Here is a 21,743-nt window from a genome sequence, read left to right as displayed (position 1 = left end):
GATCCCGCGGCTCAAGAAGGGTCGACAAGGTCGAGATTTACGTGACGCTCGACCTGCGACAAGCACGCCTGCACTTGAGATCGCGCGTGCCCGATCGCTGCCTCCTCTTGACTTTCGAGGGCGAACTCGTAGGCGGTTAGCACATGTGCGATGTGCTCACGCGCCGCACCGAGCGTTTGACCATGCAGACGCTCGGCACGCGCTAAGAGCGTTCTTGCTTCCAGTCGATCTCGCGGATGGATTTTGAGGGCGCTCAACTCGGCTAGCCGGATGGCGATCTGCTCCGGTGTTCGCCTCTCCTGCGCATGCCGAATCACCAAACGACGCGGTTCTCCGGTGCTTGCGCCATGGCGCATGGGTGTCGCCTCGACCTCCAACAATCCGTTCACGTCGTAAGTGAATCGAACCTCAGCCGACACCTCATTGCATTTGCCGGCGGGCAACGTCAACTCAAATCCGCCCAAAGCGATGTTGTCTGAAACGCGACGGCCCTCACCTTGATAAACGTTGACTGCCAGCCGCGTCTGGAAATCTCGTACGGGCGAAAAGGACTTGGATCGACTCGCAGGAATCACGGTGTTGCGTTCGAGCACTGGCGCCATGTAACCCGCCGCGAGTTGGCCGTTTGGCAACTGACGTGACGTTTCAATACCCAGCGTGTAAGGGCATACGTCCGTCATCACGCGTTCTGCCAGGGCCGAGTCACGCATCCGCAAACCCGCCTGCACCGCAGCACCATGCGCCACGACCTGGTCAGGGTCAAGGCTGGTTTCCGGAAAGCGCCCGAACATGCGAGTGACCAGTTGGCGTACCGCAGGCAGCCTGGTGCTTCCGCCTGCCAGGATGACCGCATCGAGGTTCTCTACCGAGATTCGCGCATCGCTCATGGCGCGCTCAACAGGGGTGCGCAGCCGCATCAGGATGGGTTCAATGTCGCGTTGAACGGTCGCCCGGTCGAGTTCAAAGTGATGAACGCCTTGGCCCACCAACATCTCCATCTGCACGACCTCGTGGTCTGCCAACTGCTTTTTTGCGTCTTCTACCCGTGCAAGCAATTGCGCGTGGCCAGTCTGTCCCAAGCTGGTCTGATCAGCTGTGGACAACTGGGCGAGCAGCCGTTTCGACAGAATTTCATCAATGTCGGCGCCCCCCAAACGGTTGTCGCCGGCGGTCGCACGCACCTCCATGATGCCGTCAAACATTTCGAGGATCGAGACGTCGAAGGTGCCACCGCCAAAGTCGAAAACAAGGAACTGTGTCTCTGCCTTCTTCTGGTGCAATCCGTAGGCCAATGCGGCTGCGGTGGGCTCGTTCAACAGGGTGATCTTCTCGAATCCGGCGAGAAGCCCCGCCTCTACAGTCGCATGGCGCTGCGCTTCGGAAAAATACGCGGGGACGGTCACGACTGCCTGAGTTGCGACGAGGCCCAGCGTCACTTCCGCGTCGGCTTTGAGCGCGCGCAGAATGAACGAGGACAACTCTTCAGCGCGAAACACTCGATCTGCGACTCGGAAGAGATGACTTGACCCCATGGCGCGTTTGAAAGCCGCGACGCTGCGGTCGGGATGACTTTGCAGGCGCTCACGCGCCGCTTCGCCAACAAGAATTGTTCCGTCGGTATCAATACTGACAGCCGAAGGAGTGAGCGGTTTCCCAAGGGGATTCGGCACGATTTCGGATTTGCCGTTCCGCCACAGTGCGATCAGGCTATTCGTAGTGCCAAGGTCGATGCCAACAACGGTCATAAGGAAGCTCGCGGTACTTAGTAGCGTGGAAAGGCGTTGTGGGCGAAGAATCGGAGTGACTCAGGGATCAATAGCCGGTCGCTGTGGGCTGGTGGATCAGAAACTAGCGTTCAAGCTGAAGCCAGCGGTCACCTTGGCCGTCCGATAGCCCTCAGGCTTCCAGATCGGCGCGCCGACGAACACGTCATAGCTCAGCTTGCTCCACTGGCCACGCACGCCAACGACGGCGCCGGCCAGATGGCGGCCCAGCAGATCGGCGGTCGAGCGGCCACCCACCTGGCCATAGTCGGCGCCGACATACAGTTCCGCCCCGCTCTGCCCCAGCGCCCAGCCGATGTCGTTGCGAATCAGCATGCCGCGGTCGCCTAGCAGGCTGGTTTCGCCATCGAAGCCACGCACCGTGTAGCGCCCGCCGATCGCAAAGCGGTCTTGCGGCGTCAGTGCCGTGCGGTTCCACTGGGCACGGATCAAACCGGAGTAGCGCAGCTTTTGGTCACCCAGCTTGAACGGCGCGTTCAGGCTGATCTCGGCGGTGTAGAGCTTCAGGCGCGAAGTGCCTTCGCCGAACTGGTCTTCCGGCGCCGCAATGGAGCCGTAGCCGCCGGTGCCGCGCTTGTACGCCAGCGTGCCCTCCAGCGTGGCTTCGCCAATGAACTCCTTGTGGTTCAGGCTGCCCTCCCAGCCGCCCACCACGCGGTGCTGCACGCCGATCTCGCTGTCGTCCACGAAGTTGCGCGACTCGCGCCGGAACGCCTTGATCGCCACCGTGGTCTTGCGGCTCTGGTCGCGGTAGATCAGGCGCGAGAGCTTGACCTCGGCGTTGTTGGTCTTGCCGGCGTAGATGATGTTTGCGTTCAGGCCCGCCACGCTCTGGTGGTACTGGCTGTTGGAGGCGGTGAAGCCGAGCAGCCAGTAGCCGTAGGGCAGCGAGTAGTGAACGGTCTGGCCTTCGGTGCCGTGGGCAGGATCGTCGAACCAGTGGCCGTTGAGGCTGTGGCTGGCGTTGACGTAGAACAGGTCGTTCAGGCCAAAGGGGTTGTCCACCGAGAGCGTGGCGCCGGACTGGTAGCGGCCGGTGGCCTTGGTACCGCTGTCGTCCAGGCTCAAGGAAACGCGCAGCTTGCGGTTCTGCACGTACTTGACGACCAGGTCGCTGTCGCCGGGGCGGGCACCGGGGGCGGTGGACGGCTCGATCTGGATGTCGGCTTCGGCGGTGGGCACGCGCTTCAGGTTCTCCAGGCCCTGCTCGATGTCGCGCAGGTTCAGCAGATCGCCCACGCGGGCCGGGATGGCGGTGCCCAGCAGGGTCGCGCCACCGAGCAGCGGCGCCGACGAATCGGCAGTCAGGCGGATCGCGGCGATGCGGCCGGGCACGAGGGTCAGGGTCAAGGTGCCGGTGGAGAGATCCTGCGGCGCGGCCAGCACGCGGGTGGTGACCCAGCCGCGCGCGATCAGGGCCGCCTGCGCCCGAGAGAGCACGACGTTGACGCCGACAGTGCCGAGGCACCGGCCGATCGGGGCATCGTTGCCTTCGGGGCCTGCGAGGTCGGAGACGGCCCACTGGAATGCGTCGGCCTGCTCGCCGACCAGCAGCACGCGGTCGATGCGAAAGCACGGGGCCTCGGACTCGGGGATGCGTGTGGCAGGCGGTGCGGGGGCGGCCTGCAGGCGCTCGTCGATGGTGCGCTCGTTCTGCTGGCGCAGGGCGCGTTCGCGCTCTTGCTGGCGTTGCTGTTCGACGAAGGGTGGGGGGGTGGTGGGGGATTGCTGGGCGATTCCCAGCAACGGAGCAGACAGCGCGGCGGCTGCCAGCAGACGGCATTTCAAAGTGACTACTCCCTCTGTCTATTTATATAGGGCAGGCAAAAATTCGCCTCAAAAATCGATTCGCTTGAATGAGATCGTCGATCTAAATTTCATCAATAGGTTTTTTCTTCTAAGGAGATGGGAAAAAAGCAACTTGACACCAAGAAGGAACTGTCCCGGCATACTCAAAAAAGTCGTCGAAATAAATCAATCCCAAATTTACAAGGCGGTCGGATAATTCTTGCAACGCTTCTTGACCAAAAATCGGGCTGAAAGCAATAAATGTGGGGCTTTGATGAGAAATTTCATTCACCTCCATGGCCGAGAGTACCGCGTTGATTTCTATGCTTCGCTCTGCAATTGCAGCTCTACGGAGTACAACTGCATACTCGCCGGTGATTTTCACGAAATCGGCTGAGAACGGCTTTAGGTCGGAGCTTTTCACGATTACTTTTGTTGTGCAGCCTCGACGGCACGTGGGTACAGAATGTCCGAACTAAGGCGATCGAAGTCAACGGGAACATTGAGTTGAATCGAGCAAACAGTATCAAGGCGCTGCGGGCGTTCCTTTGAAGCGCAGAAGCCAAATACGCGAGGATCGAGTTGAGCACGAGCATCTTTGAACTGAACCAATGGGGAGAGTGTCTTTTCAAGCTCTTGCGCCAATGTCTTCCACTCTTCGGTTTTGTCGGCCTCAACCGTGCAAACAGACATGTGGCCATCCATCTTTCGCGCATCAGTTTGATCCCGGGGATATGCCTCCAGCGTAACGGCGATTTGCGGCCTACTGTTCCCGAGAAGCCGTCGTGCCGGGCCCCATTGCTTGTACAGAACCGTGTCGAGTCGCGGCTCCAGCTCCTCAAGTGCGTGACGCCTTGTTATGACTGCTGCGGCGAGTTGAATTGATTCGAATGAATCAAAAGACGGAGTGAAGGCATAAATGACGCAAGAAGAATTGCCGGTAGCCGTCCACGCATATTGGTAAATCACGCGCACGACGACGACCGCTAAGACTGCAGCTACCAGAAAAGCAAGCACGAACCAAATTAACCACTTGAAAAACTTGCGCATAGCGATGCTCTAGCGAGGCCTGTTAAGCAGGGAGTCGCGAACCCCGATTTGATTCTGGACACCCAGGTTGGTAAATATACCGGGGCCAAGCACCGTGTTGACGCCACCCATAACCGCCCCGGGAATGCCGTACCAAGACATGTTTACCCCCTCGCCGTACGTCATGATTCTTACGCCCCCCTGGGAATCGGTGCTGATCCAACGCATCACGTAGCCGTTGTCCAGCATGTGCTGTCCCTCGTTTGTACCGTTGATGACCACTTGACCGTTCGGCGACAGATACTGCGAGATTTGATTACCGAGACTCAGCGAAATATCTCTTCTTGTCTCGCCGGTAGAAGTGCAGCCCGGCTGACCCGGAGCAGAGTTGCACGAAAGCTGTTGCTGAACCGCATCCATGCAGCCAGCCTCCGCAACATTGCACAAGGTGGGGCTGCGAATTGGCCCATATGCGTGATACCCCGGCGCATCCTTGTCCCATTGGATCGAAAGACAGCTGCTTGCCAAACAGTTGTTGATGACTTCATTAAAAGCCGCCGCAGCACCAGGCAGACCACCACCAACGCTGGCTCCCAAAGCCGTCGAGGCCGTTGCAATGAGCAGTTCACGTGCACCGTCGGGCAATCCTGTCGCGTTCACTGTTGCAGCAATGTACGGCACGCTGGCAGATGACGCGGCCGCTCCAGCTGCGCCCGCTGCACCACCGCCCAAAGCGCCGGCAGCCGTGTGAAGCGCCACCCGATACACGCCTCCTTCGTCCCACATGCTTGCTTCGTTCAGGAGGGCCTGTTGCTTGTCGGGATCAGCCTCCGTCCTGGCCTGGTCGCGGAGTTGCGCTGCCTGGTTGGCCGCATACGTGCCTATCTCCCTAGACACGTTCTGGTTGAACTGCTGCGTCAACTGCGCTTGCGCCTGCACGTTTTGCAGAATGGTCTGTGTGTTCCAGTCCCGCACCAGCGTGCCTGCGCTGGCGTTGTTGCCCGTTCTGACGCTTTGATCTCCGGCAATTCCCGAGATGCCGCTGCGGGTCGTGCTGCTCTGGTTGTTGCCGCTGTAGCTGCCCACCCCCGCGCCACCGGGCTTGATGCCCGGCTGCGACAGCTGGTTCTGCGTCTGCTGCTGCTGCGGCGTGGCATTGGGGTTGGTGGTCTGGCCCGCGCTTGCCGACGCACTGACCGAGTAGCTGCTGCCGCCGGACTGGCTCACGTTCTGTAGATCGCTCATCGTGAGCGTGCCACCGGTCGCGAATCTGTCCCTACCCGCGTCGATGGCCGCCTGCGTGCTCTCGATGACAGCGCCTGTCAGGTTCGTATTGCCTGCGACGTTGACATTGAAGCCTCCGTCCCCTGCCTTGATCCCCGACTGTGTGTTCGGACTGACGAAGACCCCATCTGCCTTGGCCCCGGCCGCACTCGCGCTCACGGTGGCCACGGCCCCGTAGCAGATCGGCGGAATGCACAGGCTCACCCCGAAGCCGTTGCTGGACTGCCGGCTCTGGCCCACGCTCACGTCCTGCAGGGTCGTGATGTTCAGGTCGCCGCCCACGTCCGCGGTGACGCGGTTGGCTTCGACCGTCGCCCCGTTGAGCGTCAAGTTGCGGCTACTGGAGATGTTCACCGCATTGCCGCCGGAGACCTGGGTGGCGTTGTATGTGATGTCGTTCTGGTTGTCTCGGCCCTGGCCGTTCTGCACGCCCAACTGGATGCTGAAACCGTTCTGCGCACCGGCGCCGAAGGTCACGCCCACGCTCGCGCCATGGCTCGAATTCCGCCCGGCGCTCACCGCGGTGTCGCGGCTGGCTTCCAGCGTGATGTCGTTGTCTGCAGCGAGGTTGACGGTGTTGCCGGCCGCGATGGTGGAGCCCACCGCATGGATGTTGGAGGCGGCCCCACCGCCAGTGGCAACAATGTTGACGTTGTTGGAGCCCACCACGCTGGAGCCCACGGCAGTGCTGCTGTTGCTGAAGTTGGCGCCTTGGGCGGTGTTGCGGCTCAGGCTCACGCTCACGCCGTAGCTCAATGTCCCCATCTCGCTCATGCTGGTCAGGCTGGGGCCACTGCCGTTCAGGGCGCCGGAGAGCGTGCTGGCGGCGCCATAGGCCTGCTTGCCTGCCATCGCAAGGTTCATCACGCCCAGCGCCTGCATGCGGGTGTTGCCGCTCGTGTCGCCCATGGCCCGCACGGTGCTCTGGGCGTTGCGGATGTTGTCGGTGCTCACCCCCATGAAGCTGGCACTGCCGCCCAGCTTGGTGCTGCTGGAGCGGCTGACGCCCACCGTCTGCTCGGTGTCGTAGGCCTCGTTGATGGTGACGTTCCTCGCGAGGATGTTCACGTCGCCGCCCACGAGCGGGCCGGCCTGCCCGGCAGCCAGCACGCTGCTGGCGGTCTGGCGGTATTCGTTGCCGGCCACCAGGGTGACATCGCCCGTGAGGCTGGCCACCTGGCTGGATTGCTGGGTGGTGCGGCTGGCGGTCTGGGCTCCGAAGTCCTTGATGTGGCCCAACCCAGGGGACGACCATGAGCCGATGAAGCCGCTCTTGGAATTGGCCGAGGAACTGGTGCTGATTTCGGTGTTCTGGGCGCTCTCGATGGTGAGGTTGCGCCCGGCCAGCATGGTGATGTCACCGTCGGCCACGACGGTGGCGGCCTGCAAGGTCGTGTCACGTCCGCTCACGGTCTGCAGACTGCCGGCCGAAACGGTGGTGCCGACAGCCTGGGTCCGGATGTCGGCGCTGGTGCTGTTGCCCGAACTCTGGCGGTTGCCGTAGCCGCCAACGGGGCCGCCGGCATCGGAAGCCAGTGCCCAGGCCCTGGACAGACCGGTGCTGCTGGTTCTGGTCTGGCTGGCGTGCAGGTCGGTGCTGCTGCTGGTGGCTGTGGTGAAGTTGATGTCCCGACCCGCCGACAGGCTCATGGCGTCCTGCGAACTCAGTTGCGCGGCCTGGGCGTTGATGTCATTGCCGGCGACCAGGGCTACAGTCTTGCCGCTAAGGCTGCTCGATAGGACGTCCGTCGTGCTGGTGCTGTCGAAGGTGCTGGTGCTGGATCTGCGCATCAGGGAGCCAGACGAATGCACGGAAGCCGTTGCCACGTTCGATGTGGCCTGTCCAGCGGTGATGTTGATGTCGTTCTTGGCCGTGGCGACCAGAGCGCCGTTGCTGCTCTGGACTGCACTGGCGCGGATGTTGAGGTCGTTGCCTGCGGCGAGCCGCACGTTGTCGTTGGCCTGGATCACGGAGCCGACCTCGCGGCTCCAGTTCACCGTGCCGGCAATGCCCTGGCCGAAGGCGGAACCCGTGCCCGATTCGGTGACCGTACCGAGAGTGATGTTGCGGCCGGCGCCCACGGAGGCAGAACCGGCGCTGCTCATGATGCCCGCGATGAGATTGACATCCCTTCCGGCCGAAGCGATCAGCACACCGCCCGGGTTGCTGACGTAGACACCTGCGATGCGGTCGATGTTGTTGTTGCCAACTGAGCCCGAGCCGGTGGTGGTGCGAATGTTGATGTCGCGGCCAGCGGTGAGCACTGCAGCATCGGCTGCCGTGATGCTCGCGCCAATGTTGTTGATGTCGTTCTTGGCGTTGATGCCAATGCTGCCGCCGGCGATGCGTCCCCCCGACAGATTGTTGACGTTGTCTGCGTTGATCGAAACCAGCGAGCGGCCCGCAATGGTGCCCGTGTTGACCAGATCGCCCGAACTCTTGATGACAGTCGCGTCCGCACTCAGCAATGCCCCCGACCCATCAATGTCCCCCGGCCGTACCCGCACATAGACCTGCGGCACCAGCACGCGCTGGGTGCTGCCGTCGGGCAGGGTCACGGTCTGCTCCACCAGCCAGACGATGTCGCTGGTCAGTTGCGCCATCTGCGCCGCCGTAAGTGCGATGCCGACTGTCAAGCCGTACTGCCTCGCGAACGTCGCGCCGTTGTTCATCAGCGCGGTGTATTGATCCTGGTCGTTGTCGTAGCCGTCGACATAGCGGTAGCCCGTGAGCTGCGCGATCTGCTGGTTGATCAGCTGCTGCTCGTAGAACCCGTCGCCAAGGCGCTTCAGGGTGTTGTTCGGATCGAGGCCGAGGTTGTTCAGCAGGTAGTCGCTGCTGAGCCATTTCCTGTAGTTCGCAAAGCGTGGATCGGTCTCGATCAGGTAATGGCTGTTGCCCGCATTGGTGCGGTACAGGCTGGCCTGCGGCAGCGTAAGCGTCGGCGTGCTGGTGCGCACCACGGTCGGGACGGTCTGGCTGCTTTGAGTGCTGGTGCCGCTCAAGCCGCCAGTTCCCGCGCCGCCGGTCGTGGCGATCATCCCCACATTAGCCGCCACCTCGACGATGGTGCCGGTGTGAGCGCCCCCGTTTGCAGTGCCCGCGCCGCCGCCACTCGCGCTCGCCGTGCCGCCTGCCGCTGCGCCAATCCCGGCGCCAGAGGTGCCATTGACATGGTCGACGTACTCGAACGCACCCACATTGGTCGTGCCGGCCTGCGTCGGCCCGACGACGAGCGGCTGAATCTGGCCCTTGTCGTTCACGACCACGGCCAGGCTCGTGGTGCGGTACTGGCCCTGCAGCGCCGTGTTGGTGACGTTGTTCGCCATCAGAGTGCCGCCGGCGACGATCTTGCTGTCGCGGTTGAGCACCGCACCGTTCAGCGTCATGTCACCGCCCGACACAATGGCCGCCGGATCGGCGTTGACCGCCGTGTCGGCGGTCGTGGTGAAGGTGGTGTTCCAGATGCCGTAGCCGTTGCTGTACAGCAGCGCACCCGTCGAGCCGTCCGGATTGCGCGCCCAGACGAAGGGCTGGCCGGGGATGACGACAACCTCATCCGTCGTGTACATGCCGCTGCCGCCCACTGGCGCGATGGTCGTCACGACCTTCGATGTGGTGGTCTGGGGCCCCAACTGGATGTGAGTGTCGAGGTTGTTGATCTGGCCCATCGCGACGGACATATCGCCCAGCGATTCGATCCGGGCGCTCAGGTTGTTGAGCGTGCCGCCGCTGCCGACCGCCACCGAGTTGGCATCCAGCGCGCCGCCGATGCCCATGCCCCCGCCGCTGAAGATCAGCGCATGCTCGCGGTTGCTGATCGTGCTGGCCGCGATGTCCAGCCGTTGACGCGCGGCGATGGTGCCTGCCTGCGTCACACCGCCGACCGTCTCGACGTCGTTGGTCAGCGTCCCCGTCGCAATGGCGACGTGGTTGCCGTAGATGCGGCCGGAGCCGACGTTGTTGACGGCGCCGGCGTTGATGCGGGTCAGGCCCCTGCTGTCGATCAAGCCTCGGTTGGTCAGCGTACCTGCATTGACCGTCGCATTCGCGCCCGACATCTCGGCGTTCGCGGTGTTGGTCACCACATTGCCGCTGACCGTGAGGGTGTTGCCCGCGATCAGCTTGCCGTTGTTGGTCAGGTTGCCGGCGGTGCCGTAGCTCAGGTTGCCGTTGGCGATGACCTCGGCGTTGTTCACGAGGTCTTGCGTCAGCGCCAGCGACAGGTCTTTGCCGGAGACCAGCGTGCCGTCGCCGCTGAAGGTCGCTGCGTCGATCTGGACGCTGTTGTTGGCGACCAGAGTCCCGTTGGTGTTGACGAGGTTGAGGGTCTTGGCGGCCGGGTTGGCGGCGTTCGGGTCGATGACCTTGAGTGTGTCGCCTGCGGAGAGCAATCCACCTGCGGAGTTGTCGACAGTGCCGCCGCTGGTCACGGTGAGGCTCTGGTCGGCCCGCACCGCGCCGGCCTGGTTGTTGAAGTTCCCGACGTTGAGGGCGACGTTCGTGCCTTCGATGCCCTGGTTGGCGCCAGAGGTGCTGGCGTTGATCAGGGTGCCGGCGTTCACCGTGGTGGTGCCGCCTGCGCGGATCAGCCCGCTGGTGTTCTGCACGCCGCCGGCGGTAACCGAGAGAGCGCCCACGGCCTGGGTCTGCCCGCCCGCGTTGTCGTAGGTGGCGCCGTTGGAGTTGATCGACACCTCGGCCTGACCCACCACGAGACCGCCGCCGGTGTTCGAGAAGCCCTGGGTGTTGGCGACCAAGGCCCGCTTCGAGCCGATGAAGCCTGCGTTGTTGTTGACCGCTCCGGCGTTGAGCGTCAGCGTGTCGGCGCTGGCGAGGCCGCCCTGGCCGTTGGCGTAGCCTGCGGCGTTGGTGTTGGCCAGCGCCTGGCCGTTCGTGTCGATCGTCATCGCGCCACCGGACTGGATCAGGCCGGTGTCGTTGGCGAGCGCGCCCGAGCGGATGGCGACAGTGGTGGTCGCGGCCAGGGTGCCCCTGCCGCTGTTGTCGAGGGCGTAGCCGTGGGTGTCCACCGACAGGCTGTTGCCGAAGACTTTGCCGCCAAGATTGCTCAGGCCGCCATTGCTCAAGGTGGTGGCGCCGCCGGCCTGCAAGGTGCCAGCGTTGTTGGTGGTCGCGCCGATGGTGGTGACGTTCAGTTTGCCGTTGACCGCGGCGGCCGTGCCGCCGTTGTTGTTGAAGCTGGCCGCAGTGACGGTGGTGTTGCCGTTGGCCGCCAGGGTGCCGCCCTGGTTGCTGGCCGCACCCGTCACGGTCGCCGCGAGATCGCCCACGGCGGTGATGGTGCCGCCGTCGTTGACGAGGCTGCCGGCGCTCAGCGTGCTGTTGCCGCCGGCGAGGATCTGGCCGGCCGCACTGTTGTCGAGTTGATTGGCGACGCTGAGGCTCAGGCTGGAGGTGCCAGCCGCCTGCAGCTTGCCGCCCTGGTTGGTCATGGAACCTGCGTGGACGGCGATGGCACCCGCACTGGCGATCGTGCCGGCGTTGTTGTTCAAGGCGCCTGCGACGTTGATCGTCGTGGCGCCAGCGCCGGTCTGCACGATCTCACCACCGTTGGTGTTGGCGACGTTGGAGGCGTTGATCTGCAATTGACCGGCATTGAGGGTGCCGGCGCTGTTGGCAAGCACCTGAGACGGCTGGGCGTTGGCGGTGATGGCCAGCGTGCCCGGCGTGGCAACAGTGGCGCCGCTGGTGGTGACGTTGCCCTGCGTTGCGGCGATCGCAATGTTCGCCGCGCCGGTCTGGCTGCCGGAGACATCGACGGAGGCACCTTGCAGTGTGGCGTTGCCGCCGGCGATGTTGCTGCCGGTGGCGGTGAGGGCCTGTGCAGCGGTGACTGTCAGGTCGCCGGTGCTTTGCAGGTGGCCCTGGGTGCCGTCGAGGCTGCCGGTCTGGAGGGTGACGTTGGCGCCGCTGGCGATGTGGCCATCGGTGTTGAGGAGCTGCTGCCCGACGGTGAGTTGGACGTTGCCGTTGGCCGACGAGATATTGCCCTGGCTGTTGTTCAGGGCCTGAGTGGCGAGGGTGAGGCTCTGATTCGAGGCAAGCGTGCCCGACGTGTTGTTGAGGGCGCCAGTGACAGTGCCTGTCAGTGCGCCGGTGGCCGCAATGGTGCCACGCGTGTTGTTGGCGGCGCCTCCGACCGTGAGGTGGGCGTCGGCATCGCTTGTCAAAACGCCGTCCTGATTGCTGAAGTCGCCCGACGTGGTGATGTCCAGGCTGCCGGCATGCAGGGTTCCGGCATCGTTGCTGAAAGTGCCCAGGTTGGCAGTCAGGGCGCCGGAGACATTGAGCGTGCCGCCGCTGTTGGAAAAGCTCGGCTGGTTGAGCGCCATGCTGGCGACGCTGAGCGTGCCGCCGTTGTTCACGAGGTTGGCGGTCTGCAAGGTGATCGGGCCGCCTGCGTAAATCTTGCCGCCGTCGTTGAGGAGCGCGCCGCCTGCGGTGATGGCGCCGGGTGCGGGTGGGGTGGAAGCGGCAACTGCGCTCGCGCCTGTGCTCGTGCCTGTGCTGGTGGTGCCGGCGCCTGTCGTGCTGGTAGCCGACGTGGCGCCAGTGCTGCCACTGGTGGTGCCGGTGCTTCCTGTCGTACCCGTGCCGCTGCCCGTCGAGGCGGCGATCGGCTCGGTGCCGATCCAGCCACCCGCGGTGTTGCTCAGGGTGGGCGCTGCGATGGTCAGCGCCGCGGAGCTGGTCTGGCGGATAGTGCCATTTCGGTTGTCGATGTCGGCGGCGCTGGCGAGTTGAACGCTCTGGCCTTCGAGGGTGCCGGTGTTCTCCAAACGGCCTGCGGCCGTGACGACCAAGTTGCCCGCGCTCGCACCGATGCTGCCAGCGTTGCGCACTCCCAAGCCGGCTTCAGTGCCCACGAGGACGATGTGCCCACTGTACATTCCGCCAAGCTTGGAGACGTCCAGTGCGAAGGTGGGCGTCGGGCCCGTACCAGCCGTGGGCGTGATCTGGCTGTGGTCGGCGCTGATCTGGTTGGCGCCGGTGACAACCTTGAGGTCTGTTGCGTAGATCGCCGCATTGACGTTGACTGCGCGTGCCAGGATGGCCGCGTAGTCGGTGGTGCTGGCGTCCAGCCCCGCACCATTGATGGTGACCGTGCCGCCTCGAACGAGGAAGCTGTCGAGACTGCCGAGTGCGCCGAATTGCGGCGTGCCGGTGGTCAAGGTCGCGCGGCTTGCATTGATGAAGCCACCGCCATCGGCGCTGATGCCGGCCGGATTGGCAATGATCACTTCCGCTCTGGAACCGCCGACCTCGATGTAGCCGCGCAGCTGCGAAGGGTTGCCGGAGTTGACCTCGACGAGCACGATGCGCGCGGGGCCCGTGGCCAGGTTCGGGTTCGCAACGATCCAGCCACCGAGTTGGGTCTGTACCGAACTGCGGTTGTTTCCGAGAATCACGCCGTTTGGCGCAACGTTGAAATCGGAAAAAATATTCCGGCTGACACCTGCAGCGGAAGGGGTGGTGATTCCGACGAGGGGCACGCCATTCGGTGCGACCAGTATGGTCGGGCGAAGAGATCCAGGTGCCGTGGGACTGGCGACAAGCTGCGCCGAGGCCGGCGACAAGGACAACAGTGAAGCCAGCGCAATGCCGACTGCCGCAGAGGTGGCGCCGCTGGCTTTGCCGGCGCTCATGGCCGTTTCCTGAACGGCCATGCGGATACCGCGGGCCGCATTGAACACAATGCGGTAGAGGTTCTTGTTCATTCTTGTGCTCTCCCTCGAAATACCAGCAGCCGCGCGGAGCATCGCGGCGCCTCAAACCATCGAACAGCGCGCCAAGAACCGGTGTGACAGCGACCGGTGGCTCTTGGAGACCGCGGCGATTCTGAATGCGGTCACCCCGTCTGACACGGAACTAGGTCACGAATCGAGGGGAATTTCGCCAAACAGACAATTGGTTGACATTCGTTTCGTCGGCGGTGGAGTGTGTCGTCCTCCAAGCCACCGCACGGCACCGCTCGTATGATTCGACAGCCGCAGCGCGCCCTTCTGAGGCCGCCCGCGCGTTCCCCGAGTACCTTGCTTCGCTCCATGCCCACCTCACCCGCAGACGCACGGCATATCGCCGACGCCGAACGACTTGCCTCGCAGGGCCGCTTCACGACGGATCCCAATCCCCGGGTCGGCTGCGTCATCACCGACGCTGCCGGCAAGGTTCTCGGCCAGGGGCACACGCAACCCGTCGGTGGCCCGCACGCGGAAATCATGGCGCTGCGCGACGCGGCGGCCCACGGCCATTCGCTCGTCGGCGCCACCGCTTACGTCACCCTCGAACCCTGTTCCCACCACGGCCGCACCGGCCCCTGCTGCGATGCGCTGATCGCGGCAGGTATCGGCAAGGTCGTGGCGTCGATCGCCGATCCGAACCCGCTCGTCGCCGGCCAGGGCTTTGCCCGACTGCGCGCCGCCGGTGTCGAAGTCGAGGTCGGCCCGGGTGCAGTCGAGTCGCGCGAACTCAACATCGGCTTCTTCAGCCGCATGGTGCGCAAGACGCCCTGGGTGCGCCTCAAGGTCGCAGCCTCGCTGGATGGCAAGACTGCGCTTGAAAACGGCACCAGCCAGTGGATCACCACGGAAGCGGCGCGCACCGACGGGCATGCCTGGAGGGCGCGCGCCAGCGCGGTGCTGACGGGTGTCGGCACGGTGCTCGAAGACAACCCGCGGCTCGACGTGCGCCTGGTCGAAACCACGCGCCAGCCGCATCTGGTGGTGGTCGACAGCCAGCTCCAGACGCCGCCCGATGCCCGCCTTTTCATCGCAGGCCGCGCCGTATGGATCTATGCAGCGGCCCCGGCCGACCCCCAAAGGGAAGCGGCACTCAAGGCCCGGGGCGCCACCATCACCTACCTGCCGAATGCCCAGGGCAAGGTCGACCTGGCCGCGATGCTCGCCGATCTCGCTCGCCGCGAAGTCAACGAGTTGCACGTCGAAGCCGGGCACAAGCTCAATGGCTCGCTGATGCGCGAAGGGCTGGTCGACGAGTTGCTGGTGTATCTGGCGCCCAAGTTCATCGGCAGCGGCATGGGCATGGCCAGCCAGCCGCAGGCGGGCGGGCCGCTGACCGAACTCGCCGCAGCCCTGCCGCTCGAATTCTGCTCGGTCGACCGGATCGGCCCGGACTTGCGCATCGTCGCCCGCGTGGCAGGCCGCGACCGGTTCCAGGGTTGACCCCGACCCCGGTTGAATAGTCTGCGAAAATGCGCGGATGTTCACCGGAATCATCACCGGCGTGGGGCGCATCGCCGCCATCCACGACCTCGGAAGCTCTTCGTCCCACGGCAAGCGACTCAGCATCGCCGCGCCCGATGGTTATCTCGACGACGTGGGGCTCGGTGACAGCATTGCGCTCAATGGCGCCTGCATGACCGTCACCACGCTCGATGCGGCCGCCCGCCAGTTCACGATCGACATTTCCGCCGAGTCACTCGACAAGACAGCGGGCCTCGCCGAGCCGGCCGCCCGCATCAATCTCGAAAAAGCCCTGCGCGCTCACGACCGGCTCGGCGGCCACATCGTTTCGGGCCACGTCGATGGCATCGGCACGGTGAGCCGCTTCGCCCCGGTCGGCGAAAGCTGGGAACTTCGCGTGCTGGCACCCCCTGCCCTGGCCCGCTTTCTCGCCTACAAGGGCTCGATCACCGTCAACGGCGTGAGCCTGACCGTCAACAGCGTGAGCGACGTTCCGGAGGGTGCCGAGATCAGCATCAACCTGATCCCGCACACCGTGGAAAACACCTCGCTCGGCGGGCTGGTCGAAGGCAGCCGCGTCAACCTCGAAATCGACACCGTGGCGCGCTACGTGGAGCGCATGCTCCAGGCCGGCGCCCTTCCCCTCAACACCCAGAACAACCAGCCATGAACGCTTCCGTCACGCCGATCGGCGCGTCCCGCAACGGGCGCCCTCCCGCCCCCATTTCCCCGGTTGACGAGATCGTGGCCGATCTGCGCGCCGGCCGCATGGTGATCCTGGTCGACGAGGAAGACCGCGAGAACGAAGGCGACATCGTGATCGCGGCCGACCACGTCACACCGGAAGCCATCAACTTCATGGCACGCCATGCCCGCGGGCTGATCTGCCTGACACTGTCCCGCGAAATGTGCGAACGGCTGCAACTGCCACCAATGGTGGCGCGCAACGGGGCCAAGCATTCGACCGCATTCACTGTTTCGATCGAGGCGGCCGAAGGCGTGACCACCGGCATCTCCGCGGCCGACCGTGCGCGTACCGTGCAGGCGGCCGTCGCGCGCAATGCGGTCGCGGCCGATCTGGTGCAGCCTGGCCACATCTTTCCCCTGCAGGCGGTCGACGGTGGCGTGCTGATGCGCGCGGGCCACACCGAAGCCGGCTGCGACCTCGCCGCCATGGCCGGCTGCTCGCCGGCATCGGTGATCTGCGAAGTGATGAACGACGACGGCACCATGGCGCGCCTGCCCGATCTGCAGTTGTTCGCCGCCGAACACGGGCTCAAGGTCGGCACCATCGCCGCGCTCATCGAGCACCGCAGCCAGACCGAGACGCTGGTCGAAAAAGTCGGCAGCCGCGAGATCCAGACCGCCTGGGGCTCTTTCACCGCCCACGCCTTCCGCGACAAGCCCAGCCACGGCGTGCACCTGGCGCTGGTGCGCGGCAGCTGGGCGCCCGACGACGCGGTGCCGGTGCGCGTGCACGAGCCGCTCTCGGTGCTCGACGCGCTTGAAGTCAACCGCTCGCTGCATTCGTGGAGCCTGGACGCTTCCCTTGCGCACATCGCGGCCGAAGGCAATGGCGTGGCGGTGCTGCTCAACTGCGGCGAGTCGGCCGCCGAACTGCTGAGCCAGTTCGATGGCACCGCGCGGCCGGCGCAGGCGCCCGAACGCGGCCGCATGGACTTGCGCAACTACGGTGTCGGCGCGCAGATCCTGCGCCATTGCGGCGTGCACAAGATGACGCTCATGGCCAACCCGCGCCGCATGCCCAGCATGACACCCGGCTACGGCCTCGAGATCGTCGGCTACAGCCACAAGGACTGACATGCTGAATGCAAACCAGGGTGCCGCCGCGGCGCTCGACGGCAAGGGCCTGCGCATCGGCATCGTGCAGGCGCGCTTCAACGAAGACATCACCGGCGCGCTGGCCACCGCCTGCCTGACCGAACTGGCCGCGCTCGGCGTGGCCGACAGCGACATCGACCACCATTTCGTGCCCGGCGCACTCGAAGTGCCGGTGGTGTTGCAGGCGCTGGCGGAACGCGGCGGCTACCACGCACTAGTGGCGCTGGGCTGCATCATCCGCGGCGAGACCTACCACTTCGAGCTGGTGGCCAACGAGTCGGGCGCGGGCGTGAGCCGCGTGTCGCTCGACTACCGCATTCCGGTCGCCAACGCGATCATCACCACCGAGAACCTCGCGCAAGCCGTGGCCCGACAAACCGACAAGGGCCGCGACGCGGCCCGCGTGGCCGTCGAGATGGCGCAACTGCTCGCGCAACTTTCATGACCGAACCCCAATCCAGCAAACCACCGCGCCAATCGCGCACCGGCGTCACCAGCACCGGTGCGCGCAAGGCCTCGGCCAAGTCGAACCGCAGCCGGGCCCGCGAGTTCGCGCTGCAGGCGCTCTACCAGCACCTGGTGGGGCGCAACGACGCGACCGCCATCGACCACTTCACGCGCGACCTGGCTGGCTTCCACAAGGCCGACGCTGCGCACTACGACGCATTGCTGCACGGCTCGATCGAGCATGCGGGCGACCTCGACGCGCTGATCCTGCCGCTGCTCGATCGCAAGATGGAAGAGATCTCGCCGATCGAGCATGCGGCCATGTGGATTGGTGTCTACGAGTTCCAGAACTGCCTCGACGTGCCGTGGCGCGTGGTGATCAACGAGTGCGTCGAACTCACCAAGGAGTTCGGCGGCACCGACGGGCACAAGTACGTGAATGCCGTGCTCAACGGCCTGGCGCCGAAGTTGCGCGCCACCGAAGTCGAGGCCGATCGCGCCAAAGGCAAGGTGAAATGAGCGCCGACCCGGGCCGGGAGAACACGCCGGTGCCGAGCGTGGGGACAACGCTCCCATGAGGATCTCGGCGCGCGCCGAGCGCATCGAGCCGTTCTACGTGATGGAGGTCGCCAAGGCCGCCGCCACGCTCGCCCGCGAGGTCGCGAACACCGAGCGGCCGATGATCTTCCTCAACATCGGCGAGCCCGACTTCACCGCGCCTCCGCTGGTGCAGGAAGCCGCTGCGCGCGCAGTGCGCGCCGGCGCTACGCAGTACACGCAGGCCACGGGACTCGACGCCCTGCGGGAGCGCATCAGCGCCTGGTACGCGCAGCGCTTCGGCGTCGACGTGCCGGCGCGCCGCATCGTGGTGACGGCCGGCGCCTCGGCCGCGCTGCAACTGGCCTGCCTGGCGTTGATCGAGGCCGGCGACGAGATCCTGCTGCCCGACCCGAGTTACCCCTGCAATCGCCACTTCGTGAGCGCGGCGGACGGCAAGGCGGTGCTGGTGCCCACCACCGCGGCCGAGCGCTTCCAGCTCAGTGCGGCCAAGGTCGAAGCGGCCTGGACCGACAAGACACGCGGCGTGCTGCTGGCTTCGCCCTCGAACCCGACCGGCACGTCCATTGCGCCCGACGAGCTGCGCCGCATCCACGAAGTGGTGTCGCGGCGCGGCGGCATCACGCTCATCGACGAGATCTACCTGGGCCTCTCCTACGACGATGCCTTCGGCCAGACCGCGCTCGCCATCGACGACAACGTCATCAGCATCAACAGCTTCAGCAAGTACTTCAACATGACCGGCTGGCGCCTCGGCTGGCTGGTGGTGCCTGAAGCGCTGGTGCCGGTGATCGAGCGCCTTGCGCAGAACCTGTTCATCTGCGCCAGTACGGTTTCGCAGTACGCGGCGCTGGCCTGCTTCGAGCCCGAGAGCATCACCGAATACGAACGGCGCCGGGCCGAATTCAAGGCGCGGCGCGACTGGTTCATTCCGCAACTGAACGCGCTGGGCCTCACGGTGCCGGTGGTGCCCGATGGCGCTTTCTATGCTTGGGCCGATTGCAATGCCTTCGCGCAGAAGCTCGGCATCGAGGGCAGCTGGGATTTCGCGTTCGAAACCATGAAGCGCGCCCACGTCGCCGTGACGCCCGGCCGCGACTTCGGCACCGCTGAAACCAGCCGCTTCGTGCGCTTCTCGACGGCCAGCTCTATGGCGCACCTGCATGAGGCCATCGAGCGTCTCAAGGCGATGGCCGGATGAGCTTCCAGCTGCCCGTTCGCGTCTACTGGGAAGACACCGATGCCGGCGGCATCGTGTTCTACGCCAACTATCTCAAGTTCATGGAGCGTGCCCGCACCGAATGGCTGCGCTCGCTCGGCGTCGAGCAGCGCAACCTTCGGGAGCAGACCGGCGGCCAGTTCGTGGTGAGCGAAACCACGCTGAAATACCACCGCCCGGCCCGGCTCGACGACGAACTGCTGGTTACAGCCGATGTGCAGCAAATCGGTACGGCGTCCCTGATAATCGGACAGCGCGTGCTATCAAAAACAGAGCAAGGCGTTTTGCTTTGCGAAGGCACGATCCGCATCGGCTGGGTGGACGCCGCCACTTTGCGCCCGGCACGCATTCCGGCCCAAGTTTCGGGAACCCTCGAGCACCATCGAGGCTCCATGTCTCAACCTCTCAAGCCATGAACCAAGACCTTTCGATCCTCACACTCCTGATTCATGCGAGCCTGCCCGTGCAGCTGGTCGTGCTGCTGCTGATCGTCGTTTCGATCGCCAGCTGGGCCGCCATCTTCCGCAAATACTTCTCGCTGAAGCGCACGCGGGCCCTCAACGACGAGTTTGAGCGCGAGTTCTGGTCTGGCACCAGCCTGAACGAACTGTTCGCCTCGGCGGCCCAGAATGCCAAGCTCGCAGGCCCGATGGAACGCATCTTCGCAAGCGGCATGCGCGAATACCAGAAGCTGCGCGAGCGCCACATCTCCGACGCAGCCACGCTGCTGGACGGCGCCCGCCGCGCGATGCGAGCCAGCTTCCAGCGCGAACTCGACGCAGTGGAGCAGAACCTGTCGTTCCTGGCCACCGTCGGTTCGGTCTCGCCGTACGTGGGGCTGTTCGGCACGGTCTGGGGGATCATGCATGCCTTCACCGGCCTGGCCGCGCTGGCACAGGTCACGCTGGCGACCGTGGCGCCCGGCATTGCAGAAGCGCTGGTCGCCACCGCCATCGGCCTATTTGCAGCCATCCCGGCCGTGGTGGCCTACAACCGCTTCGCGCGCGAAATCGACAAGATCGCCATTGCGCTGGAGACCTACATCGAGGAGTTCTCCAACATTCTGCAGCGCAACCTGTCGGCCAACCTGCCGCCGAACCCGGTTGGCGTTTCGGCCACGGGCCGTTGAACGGAGGCCAGCATGCCCGCCATGTCATCCCGCGGCCGCGGCCGCCGCACGATCAACGAGATCAACATGGTTCCGTTCATCGACGTGATGCTGGTGCTGCTGATCATCTTCATGGTCACGGCCCCGCTCATCACGCCGAGCGTGATCAACCTGCCCACCGTCGACAAGGCCAACAAGCAGCCTGACAAGCCGGTCGAGATCGTGATCAAGAGCGACGACGAGGTGCAGATCAAGAAGGATCCCTCGACCGGCAGCGGCGGCTCCTCGATTCCGATGACGCAGATCGGCGCCGCGGCCAAAGCTGCCCAGGGTGGCGACGAGCAGCGCCCGGTCGTCATCAGCGCCGAAAAGTCGGTCAAGTACGAAACCGTGGTCAAGGCGATGAACCAGCTCAAGAAAAGCGGTGTCGAGCGCGTTGGCCTTTCGGTCACGACCACGGGCGGCAAGTAACGCATGTCGCTGGCCGCTGATCGCCCCGAATTCGCCCCGCCGCCGCAGCGCGGCACGCCGCGTGCCGTGGCAATCGCCCTGTTCGCGCACGCGCTGCTGATCGCGGCGCTGACCTGGGGCGTGCACTGGAAGCGCGAGGCCGAGGACGAGGCGGTCGAGGCCGAGCTCTGGTCGTCCACCGTGCAGCAGGCCGCACCGCGGCTGTCTGCACCGCCGACGCCTGTGCCGCCCCCGCCGGCGCCCGCGCCACCGCCCCCGCCTCCTCCGCCGCCCCCACCGCAGGCCGTGAAGCCGCCGGATCCGACGCCGGTTCCGAAGGCGCCGGACATCGCGCTCGAGCGCGAGAAAAAGCTGAAAGAACAGAAGGAACGCGAGCGCGAGCTCGAAGAAGACCGGCAGGACAAGCTCAAGCAGCAGCAACTCACCGCGAAGAAGGCACAGGAAAAGAAGGATCGCGAAGCGAAGCAACGCGCCGAGGACGAGGCCGATCGCAAGCAGGAACAGCAGCAGAAGCTGGCCGAGCAGAAAAAGCGTGACGAAGCAGAGGCCAAGAAGGCCGAGGCCGCGAAGAAAGCCGAGGCAGCCAAGGCCGACGCCGCCAAACTGGCCGCAGCAGACCGTGCCGCCACGCTCAAGCGCATGCAGGGCCTGGCCGGCGCCAGCGGCGCCGACGATTCGAAGGGCACTGCGCTCAAGTCGTCCGGGCCCTCGGGCGGCTATGGCGCCCGAATTGCGGCCGCGGTGCGCCCCAACATCACCTTCCCCGATGCGGACATGGTGAGCGGCAACCCTGCCGCCGAATTCGATGTGAGCGTGGCCCCCGACGGCACTATCGTGAACGTCAAGCTGCGCAAGTCGAGCGGAATTCCCGGTTGGGACGACGCGGCCGAGCGCGGCCTGCGCAAGACCGACAAACTGCCGCGCGACACCGACGGTCGTATTTTTCCGTCACTGATCGTCGAACTGCGCCCGAAGCGCTGACGCG

15 protein-coding genes are annotated in these 21,743 nt (G+C 64.9%); 10 read left to right on the top strand and 5 right to left on the bottom strand.

Features of this window, described 5'->3' with window-relative positions; genetic code table 11:
- Nucleotides 1–11 precede the first annotated feature (11 nt).
- The 5 genes from ACSFA8_RS12765 to ACSFA8_RS12745 all read right to left on the bottom strand — a co-directional run bounded on the left by ACSFA8_RS12765 (nucleotide 12) and on the right by ACSFA8_RS12745 (nucleotide 13,628).
- On the bottom strand, nucleotides 12–1,745 hold the full coding sequence (locus ACSFA8_RS12765) for an Hsp70 family protein (RefSeq protein ID WP_435479891.1): 1,734 nt from the start codon (nucleotides 1,743–1,745) through the stop codon (nucleotides 12–14).
- A gap of 96 nt (nucleotides 1,746–1,841) precedes the next feature.
- On the bottom strand, nucleotides 1,842–3,560 hold the full coding sequence (locus tag ACSFA8_RS12760) for a ShlB/FhaC/HecB family hemolysin secretion/activation protein (protein ID WP_435480212.1): 1,719 nt from the start codon (nucleotides 3,558–3,560) through the stop codon (nucleotides 1,842–1,844).
- 121 nt (nucleotides 3,561–3,681) lie between these two features.
- The gene (locus ACSFA8_RS12755; protein WP_435479890.1) at nucleotides 3,682–3,996 is read right to left on the bottom strand and encodes a hypothetical protein; all 315 of its coding nucleotides are present in this window, start codon (nucleotides 3,994–3,996) and stop codon (nucleotides 3,682–3,684) included.
- A gap of 2 nt (nucleotides 3,997–3,998) precedes the next feature.
- Complete coding sequence (locus ACSFA8_RS12750) at nucleotides 3,999–4,622, bottom strand: hypothetical protein (protein WP_435479889.1); 624 nt, start codon at nucleotides 4,620–4,622, stop codon at nucleotides 3,999–4,001.
- A gap of 9 nt (nucleotides 4,623–4,631) precedes the next feature.
- Nucleotides 4,632–13,628 (bottom strand): hemagglutinin repeat-containing protein, encoded by an 8,997-nt coding sequence (locus ACSFA8_RS12745; protein WP_435479888.1) that lies wholly within the window; start codon nucleotides 13,626–13,628, stop codon nucleotides 4,632–4,634.
- Between the two features lie 327 nt (nucleotides 13,629–13,955).
- Between ACSFA8_RS12745 and ribD the strand changes: the two genes are divergently transcribed.
- From ribD to tolA, 10 genes are read left to right on the top strand one after another with little or no spacing between them, the layout of a single operon-like run.
- On the top strand, nucleotides 13,956–15,092 hold the full coding sequence (gene ribD / locus ACSFA8_RS12740) for a bifunctional diaminohydroxyphosphoribosylaminopyrimidine deaminase/5-amino-6-(5-phosphoribosylamino)uracil reductase RibD (RefSeq protein WP_435479887.1): 1,137 nt from the start codon (nucleotides 13,956–13,958) through the stop codon (nucleotides 15,090–15,092).
- 37 nt (nucleotides 15,093–15,129) lie between these two features.
- A complete protein-coding gene (locus ACSFA8_RS12735; RefSeq protein ID WP_435479886.1) occupies nucleotides 15,130–15,783 on the top strand; it encodes a riboflavin synthase in 654 nt (217 codons plus the stop codon).
- On the top strand, nucleotides 15,780–16,934 hold the full coding sequence (gene ribBA / locus ACSFA8_RS12730) for a bifunctional 3,4-dihydroxy-2-butanone-4-phosphate synthase/GTP cyclohydrolase II (protein ID WP_435479885.1): 1,155 nt from the start codon (nucleotides 15,780–15,782) through the stop codon (nucleotides 16,932–16,934). The genes ACSFA8_RS12735 and ribBA overlap by 4 nt, the downstream gene beginning before the upstream one ends.
- Nucleotide 16,935: 1 nt before the next feature.
- A complete protein-coding gene (gene ribH / locus ACSFA8_RS12725; RefSeq protein ID WP_435479884.1) occupies nucleotides 16,936–17,400 on the top strand; it encodes a 6,7-dimethyl-8-ribityllumazine synthase in 465 nt (154 codons plus the stop codon).
- Nucleotides 17,397–17,921: a transcription antitermination factor NusB gene (gene nusB, locus ACSFA8_RS12720; RefSeq protein WP_435479883.1), complete on the top strand. Its 525-nt coding sequence runs from the start codon at nucleotides 17,397–17,399 to the stop codon at nucleotides 17,919–17,921. The genes ribH and nusB overlap by 4 nt, the downstream gene beginning before the upstream one ends.
- Before the next feature lie 55 nt (nucleotides 17,922–17,976).
- Nucleotides 17,977–19,161: a pyridoxal phosphate-dependent aminotransferase gene (locus ACSFA8_RS12715; RefSeq protein WP_435479882.1), complete on the top strand. Its 1,185-nt coding sequence runs from the start codon at nucleotides 17,977–17,979 to the stop codon at nucleotides 19,159–19,161.
- Nucleotides 19,158–19,595: a tol-pal system-associated acyl-CoA thioesterase gene (gene ybgC, locus ACSFA8_RS12710; RefSeq protein ID WP_435479881.1), complete on the top strand. Its 438-nt coding sequence runs from the start codon at nucleotides 19,158–19,160 to the stop codon at nucleotides 19,593–19,595. Before ACSFA8_RS12715 ends, ybgC begins: the two co-directional genes overlap by 4 nt.
- Entirely contained in the window at nucleotides 19,592–20,308 is a 717-nt protein-coding gene (gene tolQ, locus ACSFA8_RS12705) for a protein TolQ (RefSeq protein WP_435479880.1), read from the top strand. The genes ybgC and tolQ overlap by 4 nt, the downstream gene beginning before the upstream one ends.
- Nucleotides 20,309–20,320: 12 nt before the next feature.
- The gene (locus ACSFA8_RS12700; RefSeq protein WP_435479879.1) at nucleotides 20,321–20,758 is read left to right on the top strand and encodes a biopolymer transporter ExbD; all 438 of its coding nucleotides are present in this window, start codon (nucleotides 20,321–20,323) and stop codon (nucleotides 20,756–20,758) included.
- A 3-nt stretch (nucleotides 20,759–20,761) separates the two neighbouring features.
- Nucleotides 20,762–21,739 (top strand): cell envelope integrity protein TolA, encoded by a 978-nt coding sequence (tolA, locus tag ACSFA8_RS12695; protein ID WP_435479878.1) that lies wholly within the window; start codon nucleotides 20,762–20,764, stop codon nucleotides 21,737–21,739.
- Nucleotides 21,740–21,743 lie beyond the last annotated feature (4 nt).

Source organism: Variovorax nitratireducens (assembly GCF_051216545.1).
Taxonomy (GTDB): Bacteria; Pseudomonadota; Gammaproteobacteria; order Burkholderiales; family Burkholderiaceae_C; genus Variovorax.
The sequence above is the reverse complement of the archived record's forward strand: the minus strand, read 5'-3'. Positions and strand labels throughout refer to the sequence as shown.